The 23,688-nt window shown below is 51.1% G+C and carries 22 protein-coding genes; 17 read left to right on the top strand and 5 right to left on the bottom strand.

The window, feature by feature from the left end:
* Nucleotides 1–104 precede the first annotated feature (104 nt).
* Complete coding sequence (locus NSU01_RS18995; protein WP_076243025.1) at nt 105–1,850, bottom strand: alpha-glycosidase; 1,746 nt, start codon at nt 1,848–1,850, stop codon at nt 105–107.
* Nucleotides 1,851–2,226: 376 nt separating this feature from the next.
* Here NSU01_RS18995 and NSU01_RS18990 point away from each other — a divergent pair, with 376 nt between their 5' ends.
* The 4 genes from NSU01_RS18990 (at nt 2,227) to NSU01_RS18975 (ending at nt 6,204) form a co-directional block, all read left to right on the top strand.
* Nucleotides 2,227–3,042 (top strand): transporter substrate-binding domain-containing protein, encoded by an 816-nt coding sequence (locus NSU01_RS18990; RefSeq protein ID WP_076243026.1) that lies wholly within the window; start codon nt 2,227–2,229, stop codon nt 3,040–3,042.
* Nucleotides 3,043–3,180: 138 nt separating this feature from the next.
* Nucleotides 3,181–3,840 (top strand): amino acid ABC transporter permease, encoded by a 660-nt coding sequence (locus NSU01_RS18985; protein WP_042137804.1) that lies wholly within the window; start codon nt 3,181–3,183, stop codon nt 3,838–3,840.
* Nucleotides 3,827–4,549, top strand: a complete 723-nt coding sequence (locus NSU01_RS18980) for an amino acid ABC transporter ATP-binding protein (RefSeq protein ID WP_039299084.1) — start codon at nt 3,827–3,829, stop codon at nt 4,547–4,549. The genes NSU01_RS18985 and NSU01_RS18980 overlap by 14 nt, the downstream gene beginning before the upstream one ends.
* A 128-nt stretch (nt 4,550–4,677) precedes the next feature.
* Nucleotides 4,678–6,204, top strand: coding sequence for a Ppx/GppA phosphatase family protein (locus NSU01_RS18975; RefSeq protein ID WP_042137803.1), 1,527 nt, complete (start codon nt 4,678–4,680; stop codon nt 6,202–6,204).
* On the opposite strand, the gene ppk1 is transcribed toward NSU01_RS18975, so the two are convergent.
* On the bottom strand, nt 6,152–8,272 hold the full coding sequence (ppk1, locus tag NSU01_RS18970; RefSeq protein WP_042137801.1) for a polyphosphate kinase 1: 2,121 nt from the start codon (nt 8,270–8,272) through the stop codon (nt 6,152–6,154). The two genes, NSU01_RS18975 and ppk1, sit on opposite strands and share 53 nt — an antisense overlap.
* 391 nt (nt 8,273–8,663) lie before the next feature.
* Between ppk1 and NSU01_RS18965 the strand changes: the two genes are divergently transcribed.
* Nucleotides 8,664–9,341, top strand: coding sequence for a 3D domain-containing protein (locus NSU01_RS18965; protein ID WP_039299072.1), 678 nt, complete (start codon nt 8,664–8,666; stop codon nt 9,339–9,341).
* 158 nt (nt 9,342–9,499) lie between these two features.
* Here the strand turns inward: NSU01_RS18965 and NSU01_RS18960 are convergent, their stop codons facing one another.
* Complete coding sequence (locus NSU01_RS18960; protein ID WP_039299069.1) at nt 9,500–10,360, bottom strand: polysaccharide deacetylase family protein; 861 nt, start codon at nt 10,358–10,360, stop codon at nt 9,500–9,502.
* Nucleotides 10,361–10,553: 193 nt separating this feature from the next.
* Between NSU01_RS18960 and NSU01_RS18955 the strand changes: the two genes are divergently transcribed.
* The 8 genes from NSU01_RS18955 (at nt 10,554) to glp (ending at nt 17,209) form a co-directional block, all read left to right on the top strand.
* A complete protein-coding gene (locus NSU01_RS18955) occupies nt 10,554–11,594 on the top strand; it encodes an NADH:flavin oxidoreductase/NADH oxidase (RefSeq protein ID WP_076243027.1) in 1,041 nt (346 codons plus the stop codon).
* 86 nt (nt 11,595–11,680) lie between these two features.
* Nucleotides 11,681–12,385 carry a dihydroorotate dehydrogenase electron transfer subunit gene (locus tag NSU01_RS18950; RefSeq protein ID WP_076243028.1) on the top strand — a complete coding sequence of 235 codons (705 nt, stop codon included), beginning with the start codon at nt 11,681–11,683 and terminating at the stop codon, nt 12,383–12,385.
* Nucleotides 12,378–13,310, top strand: coding sequence for a dihydroorotate dehydrogenase (locus NSU01_RS18945; protein WP_076243029.1), 933 nt, complete (start codon nt 12,378–12,380; stop codon nt 13,308–13,310). Before NSU01_RS18950 ends, NSU01_RS18945 begins: the two co-directional genes overlap by 8 nt.
* A gap of 97 nt (nt 13,311–13,407) precedes the next feature.
* Nucleotides 13,408–13,746 carry a hypothetical protein gene (locus NSU01_RS18940; protein WP_042137791.1) on the top strand — a complete coding sequence of 113 codons (339 nt, stop codon included), beginning with the start codon at nt 13,408–13,410 and terminating at the stop codon, nt 13,744–13,746.
* An 80-nt stretch (nt 13,747–13,826) separates the two neighbouring features.
* On the top strand, nt 13,827–14,495 hold the full coding sequence (locus NSU01_RS18935; RefSeq protein ID WP_039299055.1) for a PspA/IM30 family protein: 669 nt from the start codon (nt 13,827–13,829) through the stop codon (nt 14,493–14,495).
* Nucleotides 14,496–14,621: 126 nt separating this feature from the next.
* Nucleotides 14,622–15,032, top strand: a complete 411-nt coding sequence (locus NSU01_RS18930) for a DUF350 domain-containing protein (RefSeq protein WP_042137790.1) — start codon at nt 14,622–14,624, stop codon at nt 15,030–15,032.
* 166 nt (nt 15,033–15,198) lie between these two features.
* Nucleotides 15,199–15,705, top strand: coding sequence for a DUF4178 domain-containing protein (locus tag NSU01_RS18925; RefSeq protein ID WP_039299317.1), 507 nt, complete (start codon nt 15,199–15,201; stop codon nt 15,703–15,705).
* A gap of 211 nt (nt 15,706–15,916) precedes the next feature.
* Complete coding sequence (gene glp, locus NSU01_RS18920) at nt 15,917–17,209, top strand: gephyrin-like molybdotransferase Glp (protein WP_076243030.1); 1,293 nt, start codon at nt 15,917–15,919, stop codon at nt 17,207–17,209.
* Nucleotides 17,210–18,563: 1,354 nt separating this feature from the next.
* Here the strand turns inward: glp and NSU01_RS18915 are convergent.
* The gene (locus tag NSU01_RS18915) at nt 18,564–19,439 is read right to left on the bottom strand and encodes a pentapeptide repeat-containing protein (protein ID WP_256703787.1); all 876 of its coding nucleotides are present in this window, start codon (nt 19,437–19,439) and stop codon (nt 18,564–18,566) included.
* A gap of 63 nt (nt 19,440–19,502) precedes the next feature.
* A complete protein-coding gene (gene xerS, locus NSU01_RS18910) occupies nt 19,503–20,597 on the bottom strand; it encodes a tyrosine recombinase XerS (RefSeq protein WP_076243181.1) in 1,095 nt (364 codons plus the stop codon).
* Between the two features lie 172 nt (nt 20,598–20,769).
* Here xerS and NSU01_RS18905 point away from each other — a divergent pair, with 172 nt between their 5' ends.
* From NSU01_RS18905 to NSU01_RS18890, 4 genes are all read left to right on the top strand, one after another.
* Nucleotides 20,770–21,279, top strand: a complete 510-nt coding sequence (locus NSU01_RS18905) for a GNAT family N-acetyltransferase (protein WP_039299018.1) — start codon at nt 20,770–20,772, stop codon at nt 21,277–21,279.
* Between the two features lie 109 nt (nt 21,280–21,388).
* A complete protein-coding gene (locus NSU01_RS18900) occupies nt 21,389–22,435 on the top strand; it encodes a hypothetical protein (RefSeq protein WP_076243032.1) in 1,047 nt (348 codons plus the stop codon).
* A gap of 81 nt (nt 22,436–22,516) precedes the next feature.
* Nucleotides 22,517–22,918, top strand: a complete 402-nt coding sequence (locus NSU01_RS18895) for an Rrf2 family transcriptional regulator (protein WP_076243033.1) — start codon at nt 22,517–22,519, stop codon at nt 22,916–22,918.
* Between the two features lie 105 nt (nt 22,919–23,023).
* Entirely contained in the window at nt 23,024–23,677 is a 654-nt protein-coding gene (locus NSU01_RS18890) for an MBL fold metallo-hydrolase (protein ID WP_076243034.1), read from the top strand.
* Nucleotides 23,678–23,688: the final 11 nt, after the last annotated feature.

Here is a 23,688-nt window from a genome sequence, read left to right as displayed (position 1 = left end):
TTGAGATTCTCCATCTATCCGAATTAAAAAAAGGTGATGTTCCAAGCAGCCATTTCTCAGCTTCTGGGACACCACCCATATTCGTTTGACATATATCTGTTACCTTAACGTAGATTCCGGTACAATATCCTATATCCATACGGATCAAGCGCAACATTCATCATCCCGTTCTCCGGCAATACAGCTTCTCCCGTCAGCGCATCCTGCCAGTCATCGGTCTCCATCGGGTGGCTGAGCGTACGGGGTTGCGGCGAATTGTTCATCCAGACGGTGAAATGAATCCGCTCATCTGCACGCTCATAGACGATGCACGGGTCATTCTCACAGGCCTGGAGAATCCGGAAGCGGCCTTCCCGGAGCGCCTTATGTTCCTTGCGCAGTGCGATCATCATCCGGTAGAAGTCATACAGCTCACGGTCCTGCTTCGTTTCATCCCACTCCATACATTTGCGGCAGTCCGGATCTTCCCCCCCGGTCAGGCCGATTTCGTCCCCGTAATAGATACAGGGAGTGCCCATGAACGTAAACAGGAAGACGACGGTCAGCTTCAGTTTGCGCTTATCTTCCCCCAGGACGGTGAGCAGGCGGGGGGTGTCATGGCTGCCGAGCAGATTGAAGACAACCTCGTTCGTCTGCTGCGGATAACGCATGAGCAGGCCGCCGATCCGGTGGCCGAAGGTGATGCCGTCCATCCCGCCGTTGAAGAATTCCAGCACCGCCCCCGAGAAGGGGTAGTTCATTACCGAATCAAACTGGTCACCGAGCAGCCAGGTTAAGGAATCACTCCATACCTCGCCGACGATATAGGCATCCGGGTTTGCGGCTTTGACCACTTTGCGGAAATCACGCCAGAAGTGATGATCGACCTCATTGGCCACATCCAGCCGCCAGCCGTCTACACGGATCTCCTTGATCCAATACTCCGCAACCTCCAGCAGGTAGGACTTCACTTCATGATTGGCGGTGTTGAACTTCGGCATATTGCCATAGAAGCCGAACGTATCGTACGTGGGAATACCGTCAACAATCTCAGCCGGAAAAGAATTCATATGGAACCAGTCGCGGTAGACGGAGAATTCGCCTTTTTCCAGAACATCCTGAAATGGCGGAAATTTGTCACTGCAGTGGTTGAACACGGCGTCCAGCATGACACGGATGCCACGTTTGTGGCATTCTTCTACGACCTTCTTCAGCAGCTCATTATCGCCGAAATGCGGGTCGACTTTTTTATAATCCACGATGTCGTATTTATGGTTGGAAGGGGAGACGAACAGCGGCGTGAAGTAGACGGCATTAATACCAAGCTCCTGCAGATCATCCAGATGATCCAGCACACCTTGAAGGTCACCGCCAAAGAAATTATCGAGCTTCGGTTTGCTGCCCCAGGGTTCAGTGCCTTCCGGATCATTCAAAGGATTGCCGTTCGCGAACCGCTCGGTCATGATCTGATAAAACACAGCATCCTTCGCCCAGGTGGGTACTTTGAATAAGTCAATCCCGTGTATATAAGGAAACTCATAAAAGTGGTTGGGCGGCTGCGGACATTCGGTCCGGATGCCGTTGTCGAGCAGATACACTGTCTCCGAACCCTTGCTGACGCGAAAAGTATAGCTGAGGCGCTTGTATTTGGGACGGACAGCCGCTTCCCAGTAGTCGAATTTATCGTCTGAGGCAGCTTTTTCCATTATGATGTCGTAAGAGGTATGCTGCCAATCGTACTTGTCGCCAGTAAGCGCAACTACGTAGTCCACATCATCACGTTTGGTACGCACCCGCAGATGTATGGTTGTGGCATCGTAGGCATAAGCCCATTTATCGCGGGGAACATGGTACATCGCTTCCAGCAGCATGACTTCACCTCCTAAAAGTTTTGTGAGCCTATTCACCTTGAGATTTCATCGCACTGCAACAAACCAGCTTCGAAGACATACACTTAATGTGTGTCTGCCTATTCACCTTATCCGTTAAATAACGCCTGCGGCGGCATCTGAACCAGCCCGGTTATTCCGGCGGCAAATGGAGATAGTAAATAGTATATACCTCTTTTCATAGGATGTGCAAAATGGGGGAATAGCAGACCCGGCCAACAGCCTGCAATTTATTCATGAATTTAACAGGCTTTGTCACAAATTTGTCTTTGCATATTCATGCGGAGTGATTTATAATAAATCGGTCAATGGGACTACTTAGAGAAATGAACATAAAGAGAATAGGGGAGACAGACAAATGAACAAATGGGGTAAACTTTCATTGGGACTGCTGCTGGCAGCTGGACTACTGGCCGGATGCGGCTCTAATAACAACGAGAATAATACCGCAGCAAGCGGAAATGCCAACACCGGGGCTGCCGCCAAGAAGCTGATTATGGGCACAAGTGCAGACTTTCCTCCGTATGAATTCCACAAGGTGGTTGACGGCCAGGATACGATTGTTGGCTTCGATATCGAGATCGCGAAGGAGATTGCTGCTGATTTGGGCAGAGAGCTTGAGATTAAGGATCTGCCGTTTGATTCGCTGCTGAATGAATTGTCGAGCGGCAGAATCGATATGGTAATCTCCGGGTTAAGTCCGACACCGGAACGTGCTGAAGCTGTGGGCTTGTCCGATATATACTACAAAGCCGAACAGGCTGTCGTTGTACGTGAATCGGATAAGGACAAATATGCAACAATGGACTCGCTGAAGGGTGCCAAGCTGGGCATTCAGACCGGTTCGATCCAGGAAGATATTGCCAAAGGTATTGAAGGCGCACAGCTGACATCCCTCAGTAAAATTTCTGAAATCGTCCTGCAGCTGCAATCAAACCGCGTAGACGCTTCAATTATGGAAGGACCTGTTGCCAAGTCCTTTGTGAAGAATGTTAAGGGACTCGCGATTACCGATGCCAAACCTGAAGTGGAAGATGACGGCTATGTAATCGGGGTGAAGAAGGGTAACACAGAGTTGCTGGACCAAGTGAATAAGACATTGACCCGCCTGAACTCGGAAGGCAAGATTGATGAGTATGTAGCGGCAGCAAGCGAGCTTGCTGAGAGCAAATAGAACGCGAACCCGTTACACGGTTAGCCCTGATGAATTAAGTACAACCCGCAGCCTGCTGCGGGACAATGCTCTACTTTGCAGAAAATGGCGGTGATCCGCTGTTTTCTATTTTTTTGAAGACAGGAGGGTTTGAGGGCAATGAATATATTTGATATGGCTTATGAGTACCGCAATTTTTTCTTATCCGGTCTAAAGTACACACTGCTGCTCGCGGTGCTGGGCGTATTCTTCGGCTTCATACTGGGGATTTTGGTTTCGCTGCTGCGGATGTCCAAATGGAGAATTCTGCGTTTTATTGCCACCACCTGGGTGGAGTTTCTGCGCGGGACGCCGATGCTGGTGCAGCTGTTTCTGATTCACTATGGTTTGACAGAGCTGGGACTGGAATTCACGCCGATCCAGTCGGGTGCGATTACATTAACCATCAACAGCTCTGCTTATCTGGCTGAGATTTTCCGTGCCGGAATTCAAGGCGTTGATCGCGGTCAGGTAGAGGCGGCACGTTCGCTCGGGATGAAACAGGGGATGACGATGCGTTACATCGTGCTTCCGCAGGCGATTAAGAACGTGCTGCCTGCCATCGGGAACGAATTTATTACAATCATTAAGGAATCTTCCATCGTATCCATGATTGGGGTTGCAGATTTGTTCTTTCAGGCCAAGACCATTACAACGATAACGTATGAGGGGCTAACTCCGTATGTCGTCATTGCACTGATGTATTTTGTGCTGACCTTCACGTTATCCAAGCTGCTGGGTATATTGGAAAGGAGGCTGAATACGGATGATCGAGGTTAAGAACCTGCAGAAGAGCTTTGGCAAGCTGGAGATCCTCAAGGGGATTGATCTGAATATTCACAAGGGTGAGGTTGTTGTAGTGATCGGTCCCAGCGGCTCGGGCAAAAGCACCTTCCTGCGTTGTCTGAACCTGCTGGAGCAGCCTACCGGCGGTGAGATTTCGTTTGAAGGACAATCGATTACAGCCAAAAAGCATGATATCAACGTGACCCGCGAGAAAATGGGGATGGTGTTCCAGCAGTTCAATCTGTTCCCGCATAAGTCTGTGCTGCAGAACATTATGCTCGCGCCACTGAAGGTGCGGAAACAGCAAGCTTCCGAAGCGGAAAAAATCGCCACGGAGCTGCTCCGCACCGTCGGCCTTGAGGACAAGCGGGATGCGTATCCGGCCCAGCTCTCCGGCGGACAGAAGCAGCGGATCGCGATTGCCCGGGCGCTGGCGATGCAGCCGCATGTGATGCTGTTCGATGAGCCTACCTCGGCGCTTGACCCGGAGATGGTCGGTGAGGTGCTGGAGGTTATGAAACAGCTGGCAGTAGACGGTATGACGATGGTCATTGTGACGCATGAAATGGGCTTTGCCCGTGAAGTCGGCGACCGGATCCTGTTCATGGATGGCGGGGTTATCGTAGAACAGGGGACCCCGGCAGAGGTGTTCGGCAATCCCAAACACGCCCGTACCCGTGATTTCTTGAGCAAAGTTTTATAAAATTACTGGAACGGCCGCTGAAAATTCCTTCAGCGGCCCTTTTTGTGAGGGAATTAAATTTTGGCGGAGCGTGAAATGGGTGATATAGTATACAAATGATCAATCTACTTGAAAGGGAGTACATACAGATGAGAGATGATCTTTGCCGGATAGGCATTATTGATATTGGTTCCAACTCCATACGGCTTGTAATTTATGATACGACGCAGGCAGGCGGCTACAAAATTATTAAGGAATGCAAGTACTCTGCCCGTCTGAGTGAGAAAATTACCAAGGAAGGCAGACTGGAGAAGAAGGATATGGATACGATTATTCCTGTCCTCCACCAGTTCAAAGAGATTTGTGATGATTTCGAAGTGGACAACATCCGCGCAGGAGCTACCGCCGCAATCCGCAACGCAGCCAACTCCGCCGAGATTATAAGCTATCTGTCTGAAGCGTCATCCATCCGGATTGAAGTAATCAGCGGGCATCAGGAGGCTTATTTCGGATTTCTCGGGGTCATCAATGCCTTTGATATTCAGGACGGGTTCGTCATTGACATCGGAGGCGGAAGCACGGAGGTCACCTTGTTCCGCGGACGGCGTTATCAGCACAGCATCTCTTTCCCGTTCGGTGCGGTCAATACGAATCTGATGTTCAGCCAGGGCGGCAACTGGAACGCTGATCAGGTCCGTAAGCTGCAGCTATACGTTACCGGCAGGCTGGTAGAGCATGATTGGCTCACTACGGGCAACGGGCTTCCGTTATATGGACTCGGCGGAACGCTGCGTTCACTCGGCAAGCTGGACCAGAAGAACCGGGAATATTCGCTGCCGAACTCCCATGGCTACGTGCTGGAAGGGGAGACCATAGAGAAGTTCATGGAGACATTGCCAGCGACTCCATATGAGAAGCGCAAGGATCTGGATGGTTTGTCGAAAAGCCGGGGAGACATCATCGTGTCCGGTCTGGTTATTTTCCATACGGTGTACCATTATATCGGGGCCAGCCGTGCTGTAATTAGCGGGGAAGGCTTGCGTGAGGGCATGCTGCATGATCTGCTGAAGCCGGAGCAGCCGGTCCGTGACAGCGCGCTGGAGTACAGCCTGGATACCATTATCCGCTTTGATATCCGTACCTCCAAGCGGCATCTGGATCATATCTATAAGCTGGCACTCGGCCTGCTGGGGGCTTTTGAGAGGGAAGGTGACCGGGAGGAGCATGAGATGCTGATCTACGTGGCGATTATGCTGCACCGTACCGGCTCCAACATTAATTATTATCAGTCCAAGCGGCATACCCGCTACTGGCTGATGAATTCCCCGATCCGCGGCCTGACCCACCGGCAGCTGATTCTAAGTGCGTACATTGCTTCCTACAGCACCAAAAGCCGGAAGCAGAAATTGTCCCAGATGCATAAGGACATTTTGCTGGCTTCCGACGAAGAGTGGATTCATAAGCTGGGTACACTGGTGCAGTTAAGCATTGCCCTGGACAGCACCGAGATCGGCATTGTCAGCGGGGTCAACGCCCGGCTGCATAACAATACGCTGGATCTGGAGCTGCAGGGCGGACAAGTTCTTATCGGGCTGGAGGACATTGAGAATGCGCTCAAAGCCTTCAGGAATGCTTGGTCGGTGAAGGTAAAGCTCGGCTTCCCTTCCAGCGGGTAACATTCATAGCAGCGAACTGGCTCCGGAACGGGGCCTTTTTGTCGTCCGCCCGTTCGTAATAACCGTTAGGCTGCAGGAAGCTGGATTTCACATTATCCATCAGCGACAGGTCCAGTATTTTGACGATCTGCTTGCGGATGCTGCTGTCCTTCACCGGACACATCAGTTCAATCCGCCGCGTCAGGTTCCGGGTCATCCAGTCCGCACTGGACAGATAGACCTCCGGTTTACCGCCGTTCTCGAAATAATAGATGCGTGAATGCTCCAGGAAACGGTCGACAATGCTGCGGACTGTAATCCGTTCGCTTAATCCTTCAATGCCCGGACGCAGACAGCAGACACCGCGTACAATCAAATCAATCGATACACCGGCCTGTGCTGCGCTGTACAGGTTGTCGATAACCTCCTGATTGGACAGGGAGTTCATCTTGGCGATGATCCGTGCAGGTCTGCCGGCGGCAGCATGCTCTGCTTCGCGCAGGATCAGCTTTTGGAGCGACAGGCTCATATTGGTCGGTGCCACAATGAAGGAGTTCCAGTTATAGTTGGCAGAATAACCGGTCATCTGGTTGAACAGCTCCGAGGCATCCAGGCCGATCTCATGATTGGCGGTGAACAGGCTAAGGTCTGTATACGCCTTGGCCGTGCTGTCATTATAGTTACCTGTCCCTACATGCACATAACGGCGCAGCTCAGGGCCTTCCTGGCGTACAATCAGCGTGACCTTGGCATGGGTTTTGAGACCTACAAGGCCATAGACTACGTGGCAGCCCGACTGCTCCAGCTTACGTGCCCAGGCAATGTTACGTTCCTCGTCAAATCGGGCTTTCAGCTCCACAACTACCGTAACCTGCTTACCTGATTCGGCGGCATTGGCCAGGGCGGTGATCAGCGGGGAGTTCCCGCTGACCCGGTACAGGGTCATTTTGATCGCCATAACCTGCTCATCTTCGGAAGCCTGAATGATGAAGTCCGTCATGGCATCGAAGGATTCATACGGATGATAGACCAGCACATCACGTTCGCCAAGCACCTCGAAGAAGTCCTCATTCTCCTCGAATTCCGCCGGATAGAGCGGCTCGATCGGTGCATGATGCAGGTAGCTGAAGCCCTTGACGCTGCCGGCGAACCCCCGCAGGAAACTGAGATCCAGCGGCCCCTCAATTTCAAACACGAAATCCTCAAGCTCGAATTCGGCCTGCAGCTGCTCCAGGGCATAAGGGTGAATCCCCTTTTGTACTTCAAGACGGGCAGGGACGCCGCGGCGGCGTTTGCGCAGCTCCTTCTCAATCTCCTCCAGCAGATCCTCTGCGCCTTCCTCATCAATGGTCAGATCGGAATTGCGGGTCAGGCGGAATTCACTGACAGCCACAGGATCATATCCGCTGAACAAGGTCTGGATATGCTGGCGGATCACATCTTCAATGAAGACAAACTGCCGTTTCTTGCTGTTGGAGCGGTGGGGCAGCGGGATACAGCGCGGCAGATTCGAGGGAATCTGCAGGATTGCGAAATAAGGTTCTTCTTCCTGGCTGTTCTTGCGTGTCAGCACTACTGCCAGATAGATGAACTGGCTGTGCACAAGCGGAAATGGACGGCTCTGATCCACGGCCATCGGCGTTAAGACTGGATAGATGATATCACGGTAATATTGCTCTATGGATTGCTCCTGGGCATGCGTGAGGTCCTTGTAATCGACGAACACGATCCCTTCCTTGTGCAGACTCCGGGAAATGTCCTTGAAGGTACGGTATTGGTCGGCGATGATTTTGGTGACCCGTTTGATCAGACGCTTGTACAGGCCGGAGGGGGTGTAGCCGGTGAAATCCTTTTTGGTATAACCCGCCCGGATCTGATCCTGAATGCCCGCTACCCGGACACTGATGAATTCATCCAGATTGCTGGACACAATCGCCAGAAATTTGGCCCGCTCCATAAGCGGGTTCTCCGGATCCTGTGCTTCGGCAAGGACACGGCGGTTGAATTCAATCCAGCTCAAATCGCGGTTCAGATAGGCTGTTGCGGGACTGGTGTGGTTGTTTTTTTTCTCTTCTGCATTCACGTTCATTGACCCTCCAAGTTATGCTTCAGTCTCTACATTATCTATCGTATTCTATCATTCTACTATTTGCCAAAGGGAGAAATGTTAAAACTGTGTAAAATTTTCGCGAAAACTTAAAAAAGATTGCCGAAGCCACGATAATTCCAACGCGAAATATTAAGAATATGTAATAATTAACCCGATGAAAACGCTGTATATAGGCAAAATATTTCCAAACGTAACAAAAACATAGCCACTGGTTACAAAGTTGTGATATATTCATAACTGTTAGTTTACAAAGCACCGCAATTCCAGAGACCTGGCAACAAAAAAGTACATAGGTCCAGCGTTATCTTGGCGTCACTGGCGGAGCGTATCCGTTATATCCTGGACGCCCACTAATGAAGGAGGCTATTTAATGAAAATCAAGTTCGGAGCCATCACAGCCCTGGCTGCTGTACTGGGACTCGGCACATTGCTCCAAGCCGCCCCTGTTCAAGCTGACAGCGTACATATCGCTGGAGAAGCAACTACCTTTTATACGCTGTCCAATCATTATGACATCAGCGTAGAAGAGCTCATGAGCGCAAATCCGCAGATCTCTGCAAGCAACATCTACCCGGGTCTTAAGCTTGCCATTCCCGGCACTGTTCAGGCCAAGACGGTAGCAGTCACAGAATCGGCAGCCGCCGCCGTTGTAACTAACGCAGACTTGTCAGCACTAAGTGTGGAGCCTGCATCAAACACCGTTCAAGCCTGGGGCAAAGCTTATACTTATGCCAAATCCATACAGGTAAAGGCTTCGGCTTATTCCTCTGCTGCCAGTGAGAATGGAAAATGGGGCGCGGTTGATTATTTCGGCAATGCGCTTAAGCTGGGAACGATTGCAGTTGATCCTAGTGTCATTCCGCTGGGTACCAAGGTTCTCGTTACCGGATATTCTCATCCGGGTCTCCCGAAGCAGGCATTCCTGGCGACCGCCACTGACATGGGGAGCGCGATCAAGGGCAACCGGATTGACATCTTCATTCCCGGCAGCCAGAGCTTTGTAGCCGATTTCGGCTATCAATATGTACAGTTGTATATTATTCAATAACCCGATAAATGTATAGCTGCACCATTTACCAAAGGAAACAAAACCCGGCCGTTCTCCGGCAGGTTTTGTTTCCTTTTTTTAATATATAAAGGGCTTCAAGCTATATTTTATCCCTCTGCTTCTATTTGATATACTGGCTCTCCGGTGCATCAGCCGGTTCATTTGCTTTTGCTGACTTCGAACATTTGCGGAACAGTCACGAAGCTATACCCGCGTTTGCGCATAATGCTGATGACTTCCGGAAGCGCCTGTATGGTACCCTGCAGATTGCTGCCCCGGCCGCCGCCGCCGTGCTGGAGTATAATTGCGCCTTTTCCGGCCCTGGAGAGGATATTGTTCCGTACCTGGGTCTTGGATAAGCCTCTCCAGTCCAGGGAATCGACGTTCCAGTTCACCAGCTTGTAGCCGTGGGCTCTGGCCCATTTCAGCTGCTGCTCACTGATGTCACCGTACGGGGGACGGATCAGCCGCGGTTTGTAGCCCGCAAGAGCCTGGATGATATTCTCAGTACGGATAATCTGGGTGCGGAATTCATTCATCCCCAGCTTGCCGAATTCGGGATGATTGTAGGAGTGGTTGCCAATCGCATGGCCTTCCCGGATGATCCGCGCAACCAGACCGGGATGTTTCTCGGCACGGCTGCCGACCACGAAAAAGGTGGCCTTGACATTATATTTATGGAGAACATCCAGCAGCTGCGGAGTAAAGCGCGGATCAGGAACATCGTCAAAGGTCAGGGCAATGATCTTGCGCCGCGGCCCCTGGGTCTTGATCGTATCCGGATATTTGCGCAGCAGCTGGCTTAGAGAAAGTCCTTTATTTCTTTTGTGGCGCCGGGCTGAAGACTGGGAGGCGGTGGAGCCGGCCGGAACAGCAGGATCTTCTTCCATAGAGACATTCGGCCGGGCGGAGGCTGGAGCGGATGCAGAAGCAGACACAGCAATCGGGAAGATGCTGGGCAGGATCACTATTATTATGAAAATAAGGAGCAAAATGCGGCGGATTCTTGCCAACTTCATGGGTTACGCCTCCTCTGATCACACAGCTGGATATTTTGAAATACAAGGGTTGTTATTCCCAGCCTTTGCGAATTTATGCTGTCAGCATGTGAATCACCTAAAGATTTAACCTGTCCGTAAATACGTGTATACTTAATGAATACGGGGGTAAGCCCGCCAAATGATGAGAGATACGGGAAGGATGGAGACAAGAATGACAGATTTGTTTGCACCTTATGAACTGAAGGCCCTCACTTTGAAGAACCGCGTGGTTATGCCGCCGATGTGCCAATATGCAGTTGAGAAGCAGGACGGGATTCCTACGGAATGGCACTTTGTGCATTATGTCAGCCGCGCTGTCGGCGGTACCGGATTTATCATTGTAGAGATGAGCGGGATTCATCCGGACGGGCGGATTACCAATCAGGATACGGGGATCTGGGAGGACGGGCAGATTGCGGCGTTTAAGCGGATAACAGAGGCTGTTCATGCCCAGGGTGCCAAAATCGCCATCCAGCTCGGACACGCCGGCCGTAAGGCGGTGGATGCCAATCCCCCGGTTGCGCCTTCGGCGATCCCGTTTGATGCACATTCCCAAACGCCCCGTGCGCTGACCCGGGACGGGATTGCAGAGATGATCGGGGCATACAGGGATGCTGCCCGCCGGGCGGTCGAGGCCGGATTTGATACCGTTGAGCTGCATGGTGCTCACGGGTACCTGATCCACCAGTTCCATTCCCCGCTGTCCAATGTCAGGGATGATGAGTACGGCAGCGATCCCGCGCTGTTCGGTGAGCAGGTAGTGGAGGCGGTGCGTGAAGTGCTGCCGGCGGAGATGCCGCTTCTAATGAGAGTTTCCGCTAAGGAATATGTAGAAGGCGGATATAATGAAGCTTACGCGCTGGAATTCTGCCGCCGCTACAAAGCTGCAGGAGTAGACATGTTCCATGTATCATCCGGCGGGGAAGGCCCGATCGGCTCTAATGGAGGTCCTAATGCAGGACCGGCTTATCAGGTGGAGCTTGCTGAGTACATACGCAGCGGACTGCAGGTACCGGTAATAGCTGTAGGCCGTCTGGAATCCTACGGGGAAGCCCAGGCGGTAATTACCGAAGCGAGGGCCGAACTTGTGGCTGTCGGCCGGGGGATGCTTAGTGATCCGTACTGGACTTTGCATGCGGAAGAAGCGCTCGGAGGGGTACATCAGGCCAATTTGCCTAAACCTTATCTGCGCGGGATTTGGAACAAGAAATAGAAGGCTGTGATTGTGAAGTATGTCACAGATTTTAAGCTCCTTCTAAGGCATGGTTAATAAGATTAAATTTGAAGGAGCTTGATAACGTGGCGACGGTGATAAGTAACGAGCGGCTTGGAGACGGAGTATACCACCTGGTGGTTGAAGGAGGTAACGGCGGTGCGATGGGTCAATTCTACATGCTGCGGGCATGGGGAGCCTATCCGCTGCTGTCCAGACCGCTTAGCATACATCAGGTGAATGACAGCGGTGTTGATTTTTTGTATCACGTAGTAGGGGAAGGCACGGAGATTCTTGCCGGACTGAAGCCGGGAGACAAGCTTGAACTCGAAGGGCCATTCGGCACCGGCTTCCCGCATGTGGAAGGTAAGGTTGCGTTAGTAGGCGGGGGCATCGGAATTGCTCCGCTCTATTACTGCGCCCAGGAGCTTCCTGAGAGTGACATCTACCTCGGCTTCAGCCGGGAACCTTTCCGTACCGAAGCCTTCCGTCCGCTTGCTGCCGAGCTAACCGTCGATGTGGGCGGCCACATTCTAGACAGCGTGGATTTCACAGCCTATGATCATATATTTGTCTGCGGTCCCCATCCCATGCTGAAGGCGGCACAGCTCAAGGGCATAGCAGCGGAAACAGCCGGCAAGCGTCCTGACGTATATCTGTCGCTGGAGAACCGCATGGCCTGCGGCATCGGTGCCTGTCTCGTCTGCAGTGTATCCTGCAAGGATGGACAACGGAAGGCCTGCGCAGACGGCCCTGTCTTCCTGGCTGAGGAGGTGCTGTTCCATGATTAATACAACTGCTACTATTGCCGGTGTTCATTTCAAGAACCCGATTGTTATGGCTTCGGGCACGTTTGGCTTCGGCCGTGAATACGGCAAGCTCTATGATGTATCCCTGCTTGGCGGCATCTCCGGCAAAGGGCTGACGCTCCATGCCAAAGCGGGAAATCCCGGTGTACGCGTGTATGAGACAGCATCGGGCATGCTGAACAGTGTAGGACTTGAGAATCCGGGAGTGGAAGCCTTCCTGGCCAAGGAGCTCCCATACTGGGAGACGCTGGACACGGCGCGTATCGTGAATCTGGGCGGCAACACACTGGCTGATTACGTGCTCGGCGCCGAGCTGATCCAGCGCGATGCGGATGTCCGCCTGATTACAGGCAAACCGGCAGTGGATATGATCGAGCTGAATATCTCTTGCCCGAATGTGAAGGAGGGCGGCATCGCCTTCGGCGTGAAGACGCCGGCAGCGCTTGAGGTTGTCCGGGCAGTTAGAGCAGCAACCCGTCTTCCGCTGGCCGTGAAGCTGTCGCCGAACGCCGAGGATATCGCAGAGATGGCTGAGATGTGTGAGGCTGAGGGGGCTGATGCCGTCTCGCTGATCAATACGATCTCAGGAATGAAGATTGATGTGCGCCGCCGCCGCAGTGTATTTAATAATCTGTATGCCGGTCTGTCCGGACCTGCCATTAAACCTGTAGCCTTGCGGATGGTGCATCAGGTATCCAAACGTGTATCCATTCCGGTTATCGGGATGGGCGGCATCACCTCAGCTACCGATATTATTGAATTCATTATGGCCGGGGCAGCCGTTATTCAAGTGGGAACGTACAACTTCATGAATTTACGGGCCGGCAGTACGCTTGTCGAAGAACTGCAGCAGTTTATGGCTGAAGAGAATATCAGCTCGCTGGATGAAATCCGCGGTATTGTATAGCTGGAAGGCTGATCCTGCGATTTCGCATAACTTTTTTGCACAGCCTGAGAGATCTTCACTTGCCATGGTTAATATAATGGGTAGGGGGAATTCTGTTATGACATCCGATCAGCCGCATCCTGATGACATTGAGCTGTCTGAAATCACGGTTGGCCGTGACCTGCTGCTGCTGATTACCGGAGGTGTCCGTCATATCGGTGCGGCAAGCACCGCTTATATGGATGGTGACAATGCCAGGGTCATGACTTCAGCGGTCCCGCATCATAAGGAGCATACGATCAGCGAATCGGTTGCACTCCGGGCAGCAGCTGCGCTGAACGTGACAGTCACGGTTGTGATGGGGATTCATTATGACAATCTGACCAAAGAGGGCATTATGGAGGTCGTAAATATTGTGAATACCAAAGTGGACCAATATTTATTGCAGAAGGTTTAACAATTTTTGAAACGATAGTGGCACTCCCTGCGTAAAAGATACCAAATGAGCAACTAACTTTTATTTTGGAGGAATGAACCATGTCTATATTTAAAAGATTGCGTGATCTGACCATGTCCAATGTGAATGCGATTATTGATAAAGCGGAAGACCCGGTCAAAATGACCGACCAATACATTCGTGATATGACCGAGGATCTGGAAGATGCGGAGAAAGCGGTAGCTGCCCAGATCGCTATTGAGAAGAAGTTCAAGCAACTGTACGAAGAGCAGGAAGCACTGGTGAACAAGCGTAACCAGCAGGCACACGCTGCCGCACAAGCCGGTAATGCAGATCTGGCCCGCCGTGCATTGGAAGAGAAGAAATCGGCTGAAGCCAAGCTCGTAGAGTACAAGACCAGCTTCGACCAGAACAAGGCTTCAGCAGACAATCTCCGCGGCAAGCTCGAAGAAATGCGCAAGCAGCTTACACAGATGAAGAACAAACGTGAGACCCTTGTTGCCCGTTACAACGCAGCAAAGGCGCAGACTGAAATCAACAAAGCCATGAGCGGATTCAGCTCCGATTCGGCTTCCGCCGGTCTCAAACGGATGGAAGACAAGATGCTTCAGGCAGAAGCGCAGGCAGAAGCCAGCAACGAGATGAGCTCCGGCAACAAATCGCTGGATGATGAATTCGAGAAGCTGGGTAAAGACCAGGCGGTAGAGGATGAGCTGGCTGCATTGATGAAGCAGTACGACAAACAATAATATATTGGCATAAGCCGGAGTTCAGGCGGTTGTCCACAGGCGAAGGGGAGACAGAACTAGCGGTTTCTCCTTCGCCTTATCTTTGTCTTACCTGGAAGGTAATCTGAACAAGCGGGGGCTAAAGCAATGGATTTCCATACCCTGGTGTCCATGGTAGTGTGGACGGTCAGCGGCGCAGTACTGCTGTGTGTGCTGATGTTCGTGGATTCGCTGTTTACCCGTTATGATGATTTGGAAGAACTCAAAGCAGGCAATATGGCAGTCACTACGCGCTTTGTGCTGAAGCTGGGGGCTCAGGGCTATATTTTATCGTCATCCATTGCTGCGGCTAGCCGGCTTGGGGAAGCGCTTGTTGTCTCTATTGTATCTTTTGTACTGTTGTTCGTTCTGGAAAAATCAGCCGAGCTGCTGCTGGGCAGGGTGGGCAAGCTTGATCTCGATCATGGCACTCAGCTGGGCAAAGTCGGCTACGGTCTGCTTGCAGGCTCTTTGCATGTAATCGGGGCTCTAATTATTGCTGCATTTATTCGTGGATAACATACTTACTCTGACACAACTAAGCGGATGCTTTCGAAGCGAGTTTTGCGGAGGGAAATCGATGTAGTGTATGCTAACAAAACTAAACGGATGCTTTCGAAGCGAGTTTTGCGAAGAAAAATCGACGTAGTGTATGCTAACAAATCTTTTAGGAGGATTGATGGCTTTGGGTTTATGGAAAAGGATCGGTAATATGTTCTCGAAGCCGGAGGCGCCCGCTGCGCCCAAAAGCATGCTCGACCTGTCTCCCGGAGATATTTGCGAAGTATCTTTGGTAACCTACGAAGTAACAGGCCGGACGAAGACCAGCGGCCGCAATGCTGCTGTATTGACGCTTCGCGACGGAAGCCAGATTTCCTATCTGTATATTGAAGAACGGGAACAGCTGCAATACAGATTATATCATCCGATCGACGGGCGTCTGGATAGCCCTTCCGAGGTACCGGCTACATTGGAGCTGGATGATTGTACCTTTTATCTGGAGGAAGAATACGAGGGGTATGCAGCAGTTACAGGACAGACTCCATACATGAATGGCGGAGAACAGCATGTCTGGCAGTACCAGTCGGATGATTCGCGGCTGCTGCGCGTGGAATGGCAGAATGGCCGGTTCATGCTCTATGAAGGTGAAACTGTCATTCCGGCTGATGTCCGAGTGATTCGTGCGTCTTAAGGTTTACATGGAGCAGAAGAGATCAGTCTGCTAACAACTGAAGCGTATTGAGATTAAGGGATGCAACTGCCTGCTACAGGCCGTGTGCGTCCCTTTTTGCGTGCGAGCCAGCCCGGAGCTGAATTTCCCTTTGTAGTGCCGCATGTTAAAATGGGCGTAGCTCAGCAGATGCAGGAAACTGCCAACTTAACAAGGAGGATGGACTATTTCCATGGTTAACCCAGAGAACCATAACAAGGAATATACCAATGATAAATTTCAGCGCTCGGCGCTTCAGGTGACAGAGGCTCAGGTTCGGCTGACAGCATTTGCAATCCCCCTTGCGGATGAAGAGGTTCCTTTGAATCAAAGCTGCGGGCGCTATCTGGCCCAGTCTGTTCATGCACCGCATCCTTTTCCGGCATTTGACCGCTCAAGTATGGACGGCTATGCAGTTATCGCAGCAGATACAGCATCTGCTGGTGATAACAGCGTGCTGTGGCTTGAGGTGGTAGATGTTATTCCCTGCGGCGTAGTAGCGTCAAGAGAGATTTCGACGGGGACTGCTGCGCGGATCATGACCGGAGCGCAGGTTCCGGATGGAGCGGACACTGTAATTATGTTGGAGGCCACAGAGAGCCGGATGGAAGATGGTGTTACTTATGTGGGCATTCGCAAGCCGCAAGCGGCGGGTCTTCATATTACGCCGTGCGGCCTGGAGCTGGGGACAGGAGAACTGGTGCTGTCTGAGGGGAAAATAATCGGTGCCGGTGATATCGCTGCACTGGCTGCGCTGGGGGTCGCGAATGTTCCCGTGCATCGCAGACCTAAGGTAGCAATCTTCGCCACCGGGACTGAACTGCTTGAGGTGGACGAGCCGCTGGCTCCGGGTAAAATCCGCAACAGCAACTCTCCTATGCTGGAGGCGCTTGTACGGGAAGCAGGCGGCGAGCCTGTAATGCTGGGTGCGATTGTTGATGATCTGGAGCTTGCCCGAAGTAAAGTGCAGATGGCTCTGGAGAGCTATGATCTAGTAATTACTACTGGAGGTGTGTCCGTCGGAGATTATGACATTATGGGTGATCTGATCCGCGAGCAAAGCGGTGAAATGCTGTTTAACAAAGTAACCATGCGACCGGGCAGCGTTACAACCGCAGCAGTACATGGAGGGACTATTCTGCTGGCCTTATCAGGCAACCCGGGAGCCTGCTTTGTAGGATTCCAGCTGTTCGCCCGGCCTGTCATCGGGCTGATGCAGGGAGCGGCGCAGCCTTTTTTGCCGGAATGGACTGCTGCGCTAGGCGTGGATTATAAGCGGGTAAACTCCTTCACCCGGTATGTCCGGGCCCGGCTGGAGATCCGGGAGGGTGTTCTCTATGCTTATCCTGCCGGCGTTGACGAATCCTCCGTGACGGTTACGATCAAAGACAGCGATTGCCTCATCGTCATTCCGCCGGATAGCGGGCAGATGAATTCCGGGAATAAGGTAACCGTACTTAAGCTGCCGGGGGAGATCCGGGGGTGAGTAGTGGGGAGACAGGAACCTCAACAGAAGCGCATATCAGCTTTGAAAGGAAAGTCTAAGAAACTGTACTGAAGCAAGTAGAGCCAAGTAGAGCAAGTAGAGCAAGTAGAGCCCGGGCGCGAACCCCGACTTTAACCCGAACCGGAATTTGGACAAACCCTCATAGATGGGCGCTCACCAGCATGGACAAGCGTATGGCCATGCTGAGTATGTCATTTTGTGAGAAAATGTAAGGGGAATACTGGGGTTGAACAACTTATGAGTGCGGATAAAACGTAGGCGCTTAATGTATTTTAACGTTTGATGACTTATTATCGTTTGATGTTACTATCGCTTGATGTGTTACTATCGCTTGATGTGTTACTATCGCTTGATGTGTTACTATCGCTTGATGTGTTACTATCGCTTGATGTGTTACTATCGCTTGATGTCTTACTATAGTTTGATGTTTGGTTTTATAATTTATTTAATATTTTCACCATATGAAAAATTCATAATAGAAAAGTGACTTACTGGTAGTGCATGAGATGCTGTCGTGGATGGGATGATGCTTAAGTTTGCTTAAGTTTCATATTGTAGCGGCTTAAATGTTGTACGTAATGCAACTCGGACCCCAAGATATCGGGGTATTCGGACAGATTGTTGTATGAAATACAAGAATTGGTTCGTTCAACGGCTTGGGGGAGGAGAATTGATGCCTTTTGTACAACAATTCTCTTGTTATAGCCGGAATCATAAGGGAATTGTTGTATTCTGTGCAGGATTTGGCAAAGAAATCAGTTCTTCCTCACACGTCGCGGGTTGAAATCGTAAAATCTTGCCCCAACAGACCAAAAGGTCCAATACTTACTGTGGTGAAGGCTAAAATTGATGTGAATATTTTTAATTCTGCTATGGGCAGCAACGAGGCTAATTCTAATATTACAACATATGAAAAATTCACAATAGAAAATCAAAAAAGTAGAGCAATCTGCCAGCATAATCATCCCATCGTGCTCCTATTTTCATAATGCGCCTCCCGAAAGACGGGTTACAAGGGAAAGCCCTAAGTTCTCAGAATACTTAATGAATATCAAAAAGAAACCCGGATCAACTACGATCCGGGTTTCTTGATAATCTAAGCTCAGAAGCAGAAGTACGCTTCAAACCGCTGCTTTGTCGCGTAAAGCCCGAATCAGGCATATGGATACCCATGATCATTCGCATGCGGCTGAAAAAAGGAGAATCAGGTGTACAAATGCGCTTGTATCCGAAGATATGGAGCAGACAGTCTGAAAACCTCAATCAACACACAAATACGCTAGTAACTAGCCACCTGTTGCTATATAAAACAGCAGAGCAGCCTAACTTAGTCTCAACCTTTGTCCGCTGACCAGTGCTCAGGATGCGTAAGCGATCCCGGCAGCTTGGTAGCCGAATTTCCCTTAGCGGCTTGCAGCTGCGCTTGGGTAAGGAAGAGGCTATCCCGCAGATCGGCGCCGCTCAGATTCGTGTCGCGGAGGTCAGCGCCGATCAGGTCGGCATGCCGCAGATCTGCACCGCTGAGGTCAGCGGCGATGAGATATGCACCGCGTAAGTTGACACAGCGGAGATCGGCCTTACGCAGCTTGGCGCCGATCAGATCTGCCCCGCGGCCGTAGTTTTTCTGCCGCTTGGGAGCCGGTGTCAGCTGCGCCCAAGCGGCATTACGTGCCAATTCGCTGGCGCGCAGCAGCAGTTCATTGACTTCAGCGCGGTGAACAGGCACATCTAGCGTCAGGAGTTCTTCCGGGCTGAGTGTAGTCAGATTCAAGGTCCGTTCTATCATCAGCATAAGAGAATCATGCATAATATCAGCGCCGGGGAACGCCAAGGCCTCACGCAGATACCACAGCAGCTCGTGAAGCTGGCGCATCACCAGGAAGACCTCGAACATCTGCCCGGCGGTTTCAGGGGCCTGCCGCCAGTCACGGCCTCCATAGGTCAGATTGGAGACCTTCTGCCCGGCTCCGAAGCAGTCATACACTGTGCAGCCCCGGAAGCCCTTCTCCCGCAGTTTCGTGTGAATTCCGCAGCGGAAGTCCTCCCGCAGATTGGGGCAGGGCTGTCCTGCATTCTTATCTATTGCGAAGTCGGAGGAAGCGGCAAAAGGAAGCGCCGCGCAGCAGAGGCCAAAGCAGTTCAGGCAGTCAGAATGCAGCTCATGCAGTCCAGTGTCCTGAGTTTCAGTCCAATTTAAATAATTTTCTATCAAAGGAATAATACCTCCACATGAATAATGAGTTTCAGCCCGGAGCTTTTCGCAAATGTTAGACTATTGGGGGGATTCACTCTCCAGACGGCGCTCAATAGCTTCTGACATTGTTTTGTCCGTGAGATGGGCATAGATTTCGGTGGTTTCAGTTGAAGCATGTCCGAGCTGTTCCTTCGTCCTGTAAATATCATTTTGCAGATAATAGTCGGTTGCGAAGGAGTGCCGCAGCTTGTGTACGGTCAGATAAGGTTTGCCAAACCGCTTGGCGTATTTGATAATCATTTCTTGAATCGCCCGCTTGGTCATCCGTTTGCCCTCAGTGCTGCCATTTGGCAGGGTGATGAAGAGCGCTTTTTCCCGTTTCGGAGTCTTGTATCTGGACTGGCGGAGGCTGAGGTACAAGCTGAGATCGTCCTTGGCCTGCTCGCGGAAATAGACCGGGGTCTTGAAGGTTTCGTCATTATGACCCTTGCGGAAGACATAGAGCAGCTTGTTGTTCACATCCAGATCATCCACATTGAGATTGACTACCTCGGATACGCGCAGGCCGGAGTTCAGAATCAGACTGGCAATACAGGCATCCCGCTCACGGTTCAGCTGAAAAGAATAATAAGCCTGCTTGTTGGCTTCTACATCCTTGCCATAACCCTCGTAGATGTAGCCTACGAATTCCAGCAGCTCCTCATCCTCCAGAATTTTGCCCTTCAGCTTGGCGGCCGTATCCTTCGGTTTGTGAATCCGTTTGATCTCCACCTTGGCCATAATATTACGCTTAAGCAGCGGATAAAAGTTCTCATCCTCCGCAATCTGGCTTAAGTAGTGGAAAAGGGAGCGCAGTGCAGACAGCTTGCGGGACACTGTAACGCGTGTGTTGGCACTCTCAGCCCGGCTAGTCAGATGCAGGCGGTAGCCGACGATGCTGTCCATATGCAGGGTCTCCAGATCGAGCAGCGTAATTTCAGTATTGCTCGCAGCTGCGGATAGACCTTCACCGCGCAGCCAGCCGAAAAAGGATTCATAATCACGGATATACTCCAGCAGAGTGGAGGGGGACAGATCCGGACGCTTATAATCGATGAACTGCTGCACGAACCAGGGCATCTGCGGCAGACGCTGGTCGAGGTTTTTCCGGTCGGTGTTTTTTTGAATACTGATAGGAATCACCTTCTTTATAGTTTGCCGGAAGCCCGATAGGGCTGTCATTCTATCTTAACATGTTTTTAGCATTTTATGGCTTGAATCTGCTTCCGGGAAAGGCAGTGCCCTTGCTCCTGATGTAACAAAGTTATATGATGTGAAGTAAACGAAAACGGCAGAGGTGAACCTGATGGAACTTGGAATCGAGCTGGTTCCTAAAGAGCAGAAGCAGATTATAAGCAGATTAATGCAGTTCTATTTGTATGATTTTACGCGGTACCTGGAGCTGCAGGTGGACCGTGATGGATTGTTTCCGTCTTATCCCGGGCTGGAGGCCTACTGGAACAGCGGTCTAAACAAGTTTGCCTACTTATTCACGGTAGACGGCAATATTGCCGGCTTTGCGCTTGTAGACCGGCTACTGCGTGATCCGGAGGGACAGTTCTATATGACGGAGTTTTTTGTGATGCAGAAATACCGCCGCAGCGGCGTAGGAACCTGGGCTGCACACCGGCTGTTCGATATGTTCCCCGGCGACTGGAAGGTCTCGCAGATCCGTGCGAATACGCCTGCGCGTAACTTCTGGCACCGGGTAATCGGTTCATATACTGGAGGGGAGTTCCAGGAGAGGTTCAACTCCCGGCAAGGCAATCCCAGCCAATACTTCAGCACATTAAATACTAATAGGATTAAGAAATAAATGCGGAATGCCTTAACATGGATGAATTCACTGGTTCATCACATACAATTCCCAGAATGGCGCGCAACTTTAAGGCGCTTCCAGCGTCTGGTAAATGAGGTGATCACAAATGTCCATGTGTAAAAGTGTGCTCGGAGCGGGCTGCATTACAATGGTATTAGCGCTCAGCACAGGCTGCGGCAACGGGGCAGAGATTAATTCCTCCGGTGCCGGGGGGATGGCACAGCCGTCCGCAACGACAGCTGCAACAGCTGCAGTATCCGTTACTCCTTCTCCAGCCCCTGCTACCCCGGCAGTAATCCAAACAGAACCGCCTGTGGTCAAATCAGTCGCGCTGATTCCGGCAGTGCTGGATTATACCGAGAGCGGCAGAGGATATGTAATTAAGGGAGAGGTTGTACAAGCTACATTCTCGGCAGATCAGATTTTGCCTTTGGGGCTGTTCATGCCTGAAACGATGGTGCGGTTTGAACAGGACGGAAGGACTGCCAGGGGCACACCGGATAAACAGAATTATATTACTTTAATTAAACTTGATGGAGCGGATACGGCAGCTGGTGATGGAGAATTTGGGCCAGGCAATGATCTGGTGCTGCTGAAATATAAGGAATACCTCGGAAGCAAAGTAGAAGAAAGCACAGTAAAAGGAAGCCAGACGGCCGAAGCATTCAAATTCACGGCGAAAGATCAGGCTTACAGGGCGGAAATCCATATACAGGATGAACAACGTACAACTTTGCTTCCTGTGTTCATTGATATGCTTAGAGCTGTTGAATATATGAAGAAGCAACCGCCCATCACTCCGGGTGTGTTCTTAACAGCGCCGGATGTAGGAAGTGATCCCGGGAAAAAGCAGGCGCTGCAGGAAACGATGGACTGTCTTGAAGCCTGGGCGGCAGGGGATAAGGAGAAATTCGACTCTACTCTATACTCACCGCAGCTTAATGAAGCTCTGCAGTTTTTTCTGGATCATAAGAATGTCTATCATTTCTCCGAATTGACCGTCCGGGGCATTCCTATGGAAGGGGCCAAACGGGCTGCCTTCATCGTCAGCTATACCCGGATGACTTCAGAGGGATATATTGTTGATGGAGCTAATGAGATCTCTCTGCTCAAAAACAAGCAAGGTGAATGGAAGATAGCTAGTATTGATTAGCCGGTTAATAAGGTTGTATGCAGATATTAAGTGTGCTATGATTTGCACATATTAGTAGCAGTGAAGGAGTTACTACTTCCCATGGCAGAGCTCAAACGATTTGGTTATGGATTGCAGGCGTTAGTCGTGCTCGCTTCAGCTAAGGAGCAGTACTCAAGCAGGGAGATTGCTGAACAGATCCGCTGCGAGCCGACAGCGCTGCGCAAGATCCTGTCCCGGCTTACTGAAGCCGGTTATATTGAGGTACGTCAAGGCCGGGGCGGAGGCTATATGCTGGCTAAACAACCCGGAGATATTACCTTGGCAGAGGTATACCTGTCCATGCATGATGATGTACCTATGCTGGACGGCATGCTGGACACTACCGGCAATCATTTGTTTGGACAGAAGGTCCGCCAGTCCTTCGATCAGATTATGACGGATATCCGTTTCCAGGTTGAGCATGTGCTGAAATCCTATACGGTTGCTGATTTGGTGGAGTGACGGCTGAGATTCCGTGGCCGTTCTCCAAACATATGCTTTTTTTGATTTAAAATGTGCAAATAAATGCACAATTTAATAGCACTATTCAATTATGGAGGAGATTAAATGAGAATACACTGGTTTGGACACTCCGCATTTCAGCTAACATCTGAGCAGGGGACGGTAATTCTGATTGATCCGTACGGGAAATTCCTAGGCTACCGGATGCCCCGGGTTAGGGCGGATATACTGGCAGTCACCCATGATCATAAGGATCACAATCAGGTTCATATCGCTGAAGGCGACTACGAACTAATTAATAACCCAGGGCATTTCAGTGTAAAAGGAGTGGAGATTCATGGGGTGCCCACTTATCATGATAATGTTGAAGGGGCCAAAAAAGGCAGCAATACGGTCTTTGTCTTCACCGTCGACGGACTGCGGATTTGTCATGCCGGTGACCTCGGCCATATTCTGACCCCGGAGCAAGTGGAGCAGATAGGGGAGGTTGATGTGTTGATGATTCCTGTCGGCGGAAGAATGACGCTGGATGGTACTGGAGCAGCGGCAGTGGTGAAGCAGCTGCAGCCGGCGGTTGCAATTCCTATGCATTACAGCACCAAAGCGCTGGGACTGCCCGGCCGGTTTTATTTTGCCAAAGCGGATAAGTTCTTGCAGGCTGCAGGCCGGCCTGTTAACGTTGTAGAAGAGCTGGTGATTAACGGTGAGACCCTTGCCGGACTGAATCACATCTATACTCTCCAATATGAACCAAGCTGAATGGGCTGGAA

This window comes from Paenibacillus sp. FSL H8-0259 (assembly GCF_037963255.1).
Lineage (GTDB): Bacteria > Bacillota > Bacilli > Paenibacillales > Paenibacillaceae > Paenibacillus_AQ > Paenibacillus_AQ phytohabitans.
The sequence above is the reverse complement of the archived record's forward strand: the minus strand, read 5'-3'. Positions and strand labels throughout refer to the sequence as shown.

Excerpts from the sequence above, each read along its gene's own strand:
- NSU01_RS18995 (WP_076243025.1), bottom strand. The coding sequence starts at position 1,850 with ATGCTGCTGGAAGCGATGTACCATGTTCCCCGCGATAAATGGGCTTAT.
- NSU01_RS18990 (WP_076243026.1), top strand. The coding sequence starts at position 2,227 with ATGAACAAATGGGGTAAACTTTCATTGGGACTGCTGCTGGCAGCTGGA.
- NSU01_RS18985 (WP_042137804.1), top strand. The coding sequence starts at position 3,181 with ATGAATATATTTGATATGGCTTATGAGTACCGCAATTTTTTCTTATCC.
- NSU01_RS18980 (WP_039299084.1), top strand. The coding sequence starts at position 3,827 with ATGATCGAGGTTAAGAACCTGCAGAAGAGCTTTGGCAAGCTGGAGATC.
- NSU01_RS18975 (WP_042137803.1), top strand. The coding sequence starts at position 4,678 with ATGAGAGATGATCTTTGCCGGATAGGCATTATTGATATTGGTTCCAAC.
- ppk1 (WP_042137801.1), bottom strand. The coding sequence starts at position 8,272 with ATGAACGTGAATGCAGAAGAGAAAAAAAACAACCACACCAGTCCCGCA.
- NSU01_RS18965 (WP_039299072.1), top strand. The coding sequence starts at position 8,664 with ATGAAAATCAAGTTCGGAGCCATCACAGCCCTGGCTGCTGTACTGGGA.
- NSU01_RS18960 (WP_039299069.1), bottom strand. The coding sequence starts at position 10,360 with ATGAAGTTGGCAAGAATCCGCCGCATTTTGCTCCTTATTTTCATAATA.
- NSU01_RS18955 (WP_076243027.1), top strand. The coding sequence starts at position 10,554 with ATGACAGATTTGTTTGCACCTTATGAACTGAAGGCCCTCACTTTGAAG.
- NSU01_RS18945 (WP_076243029.1), top strand. The coding sequence starts at position 12,378 with ATGATTAATACAACTGCTACTATTGCCGGTGTTCATTTCAAGAACCCG.
- NSU01_RS18940 (WP_042137791.1), top strand. The coding sequence starts at position 13,408 with ATGACATCCGATCAGCCGCATCCTGATGACATTGAGCTGTCTGAAATC.
- NSU01_RS18935 (WP_039299055.1), top strand. The coding sequence starts at position 13,827 with ATGTCTATATTTAAAAGATTGCGTGATCTGACCATGTCCAATGTGAAT.
- NSU01_RS18930 (WP_042137790.1), top strand. The coding sequence starts at position 14,622 with ATGGATTTCCATACCCTGGTGTCCATGGTAGTGTGGACGGTCAGCGGC.
- glp (WP_076243030.1), top strand. The coding sequence starts at position 15,917 with ATGGTTAACCCAGAGAACCATAACAAGGAATATACCAATGATAAATTT.
- NSU01_RS18905 (WP_039299018.1), top strand. The coding sequence starts at position 20,770 with ATGGAACTTGGAATCGAGCTGGTTCCTAAAGAGCAGAAGCAGATTATA.
- NSU01_RS18900 (WP_076243032.1), top strand. The coding sequence starts at position 21,389 with ATGTCCATGTGTAAAAGTGTGCTCGGAGCGGGCTGCATTACAATGGTA.
- NSU01_RS18895 (WP_076243033.1), top strand. The coding sequence starts at position 22,517 with ATGGCAGAGCTCAAACGATTTGGTTATGGATTGCAGGCGTTAGTCGTG.
- NSU01_RS18890 (WP_076243034.1), top strand. The coding sequence starts at position 23,024 with ATGAGAATACACTGGTTTGGACACTCCGCATTTCAGCTAACATCTGAG.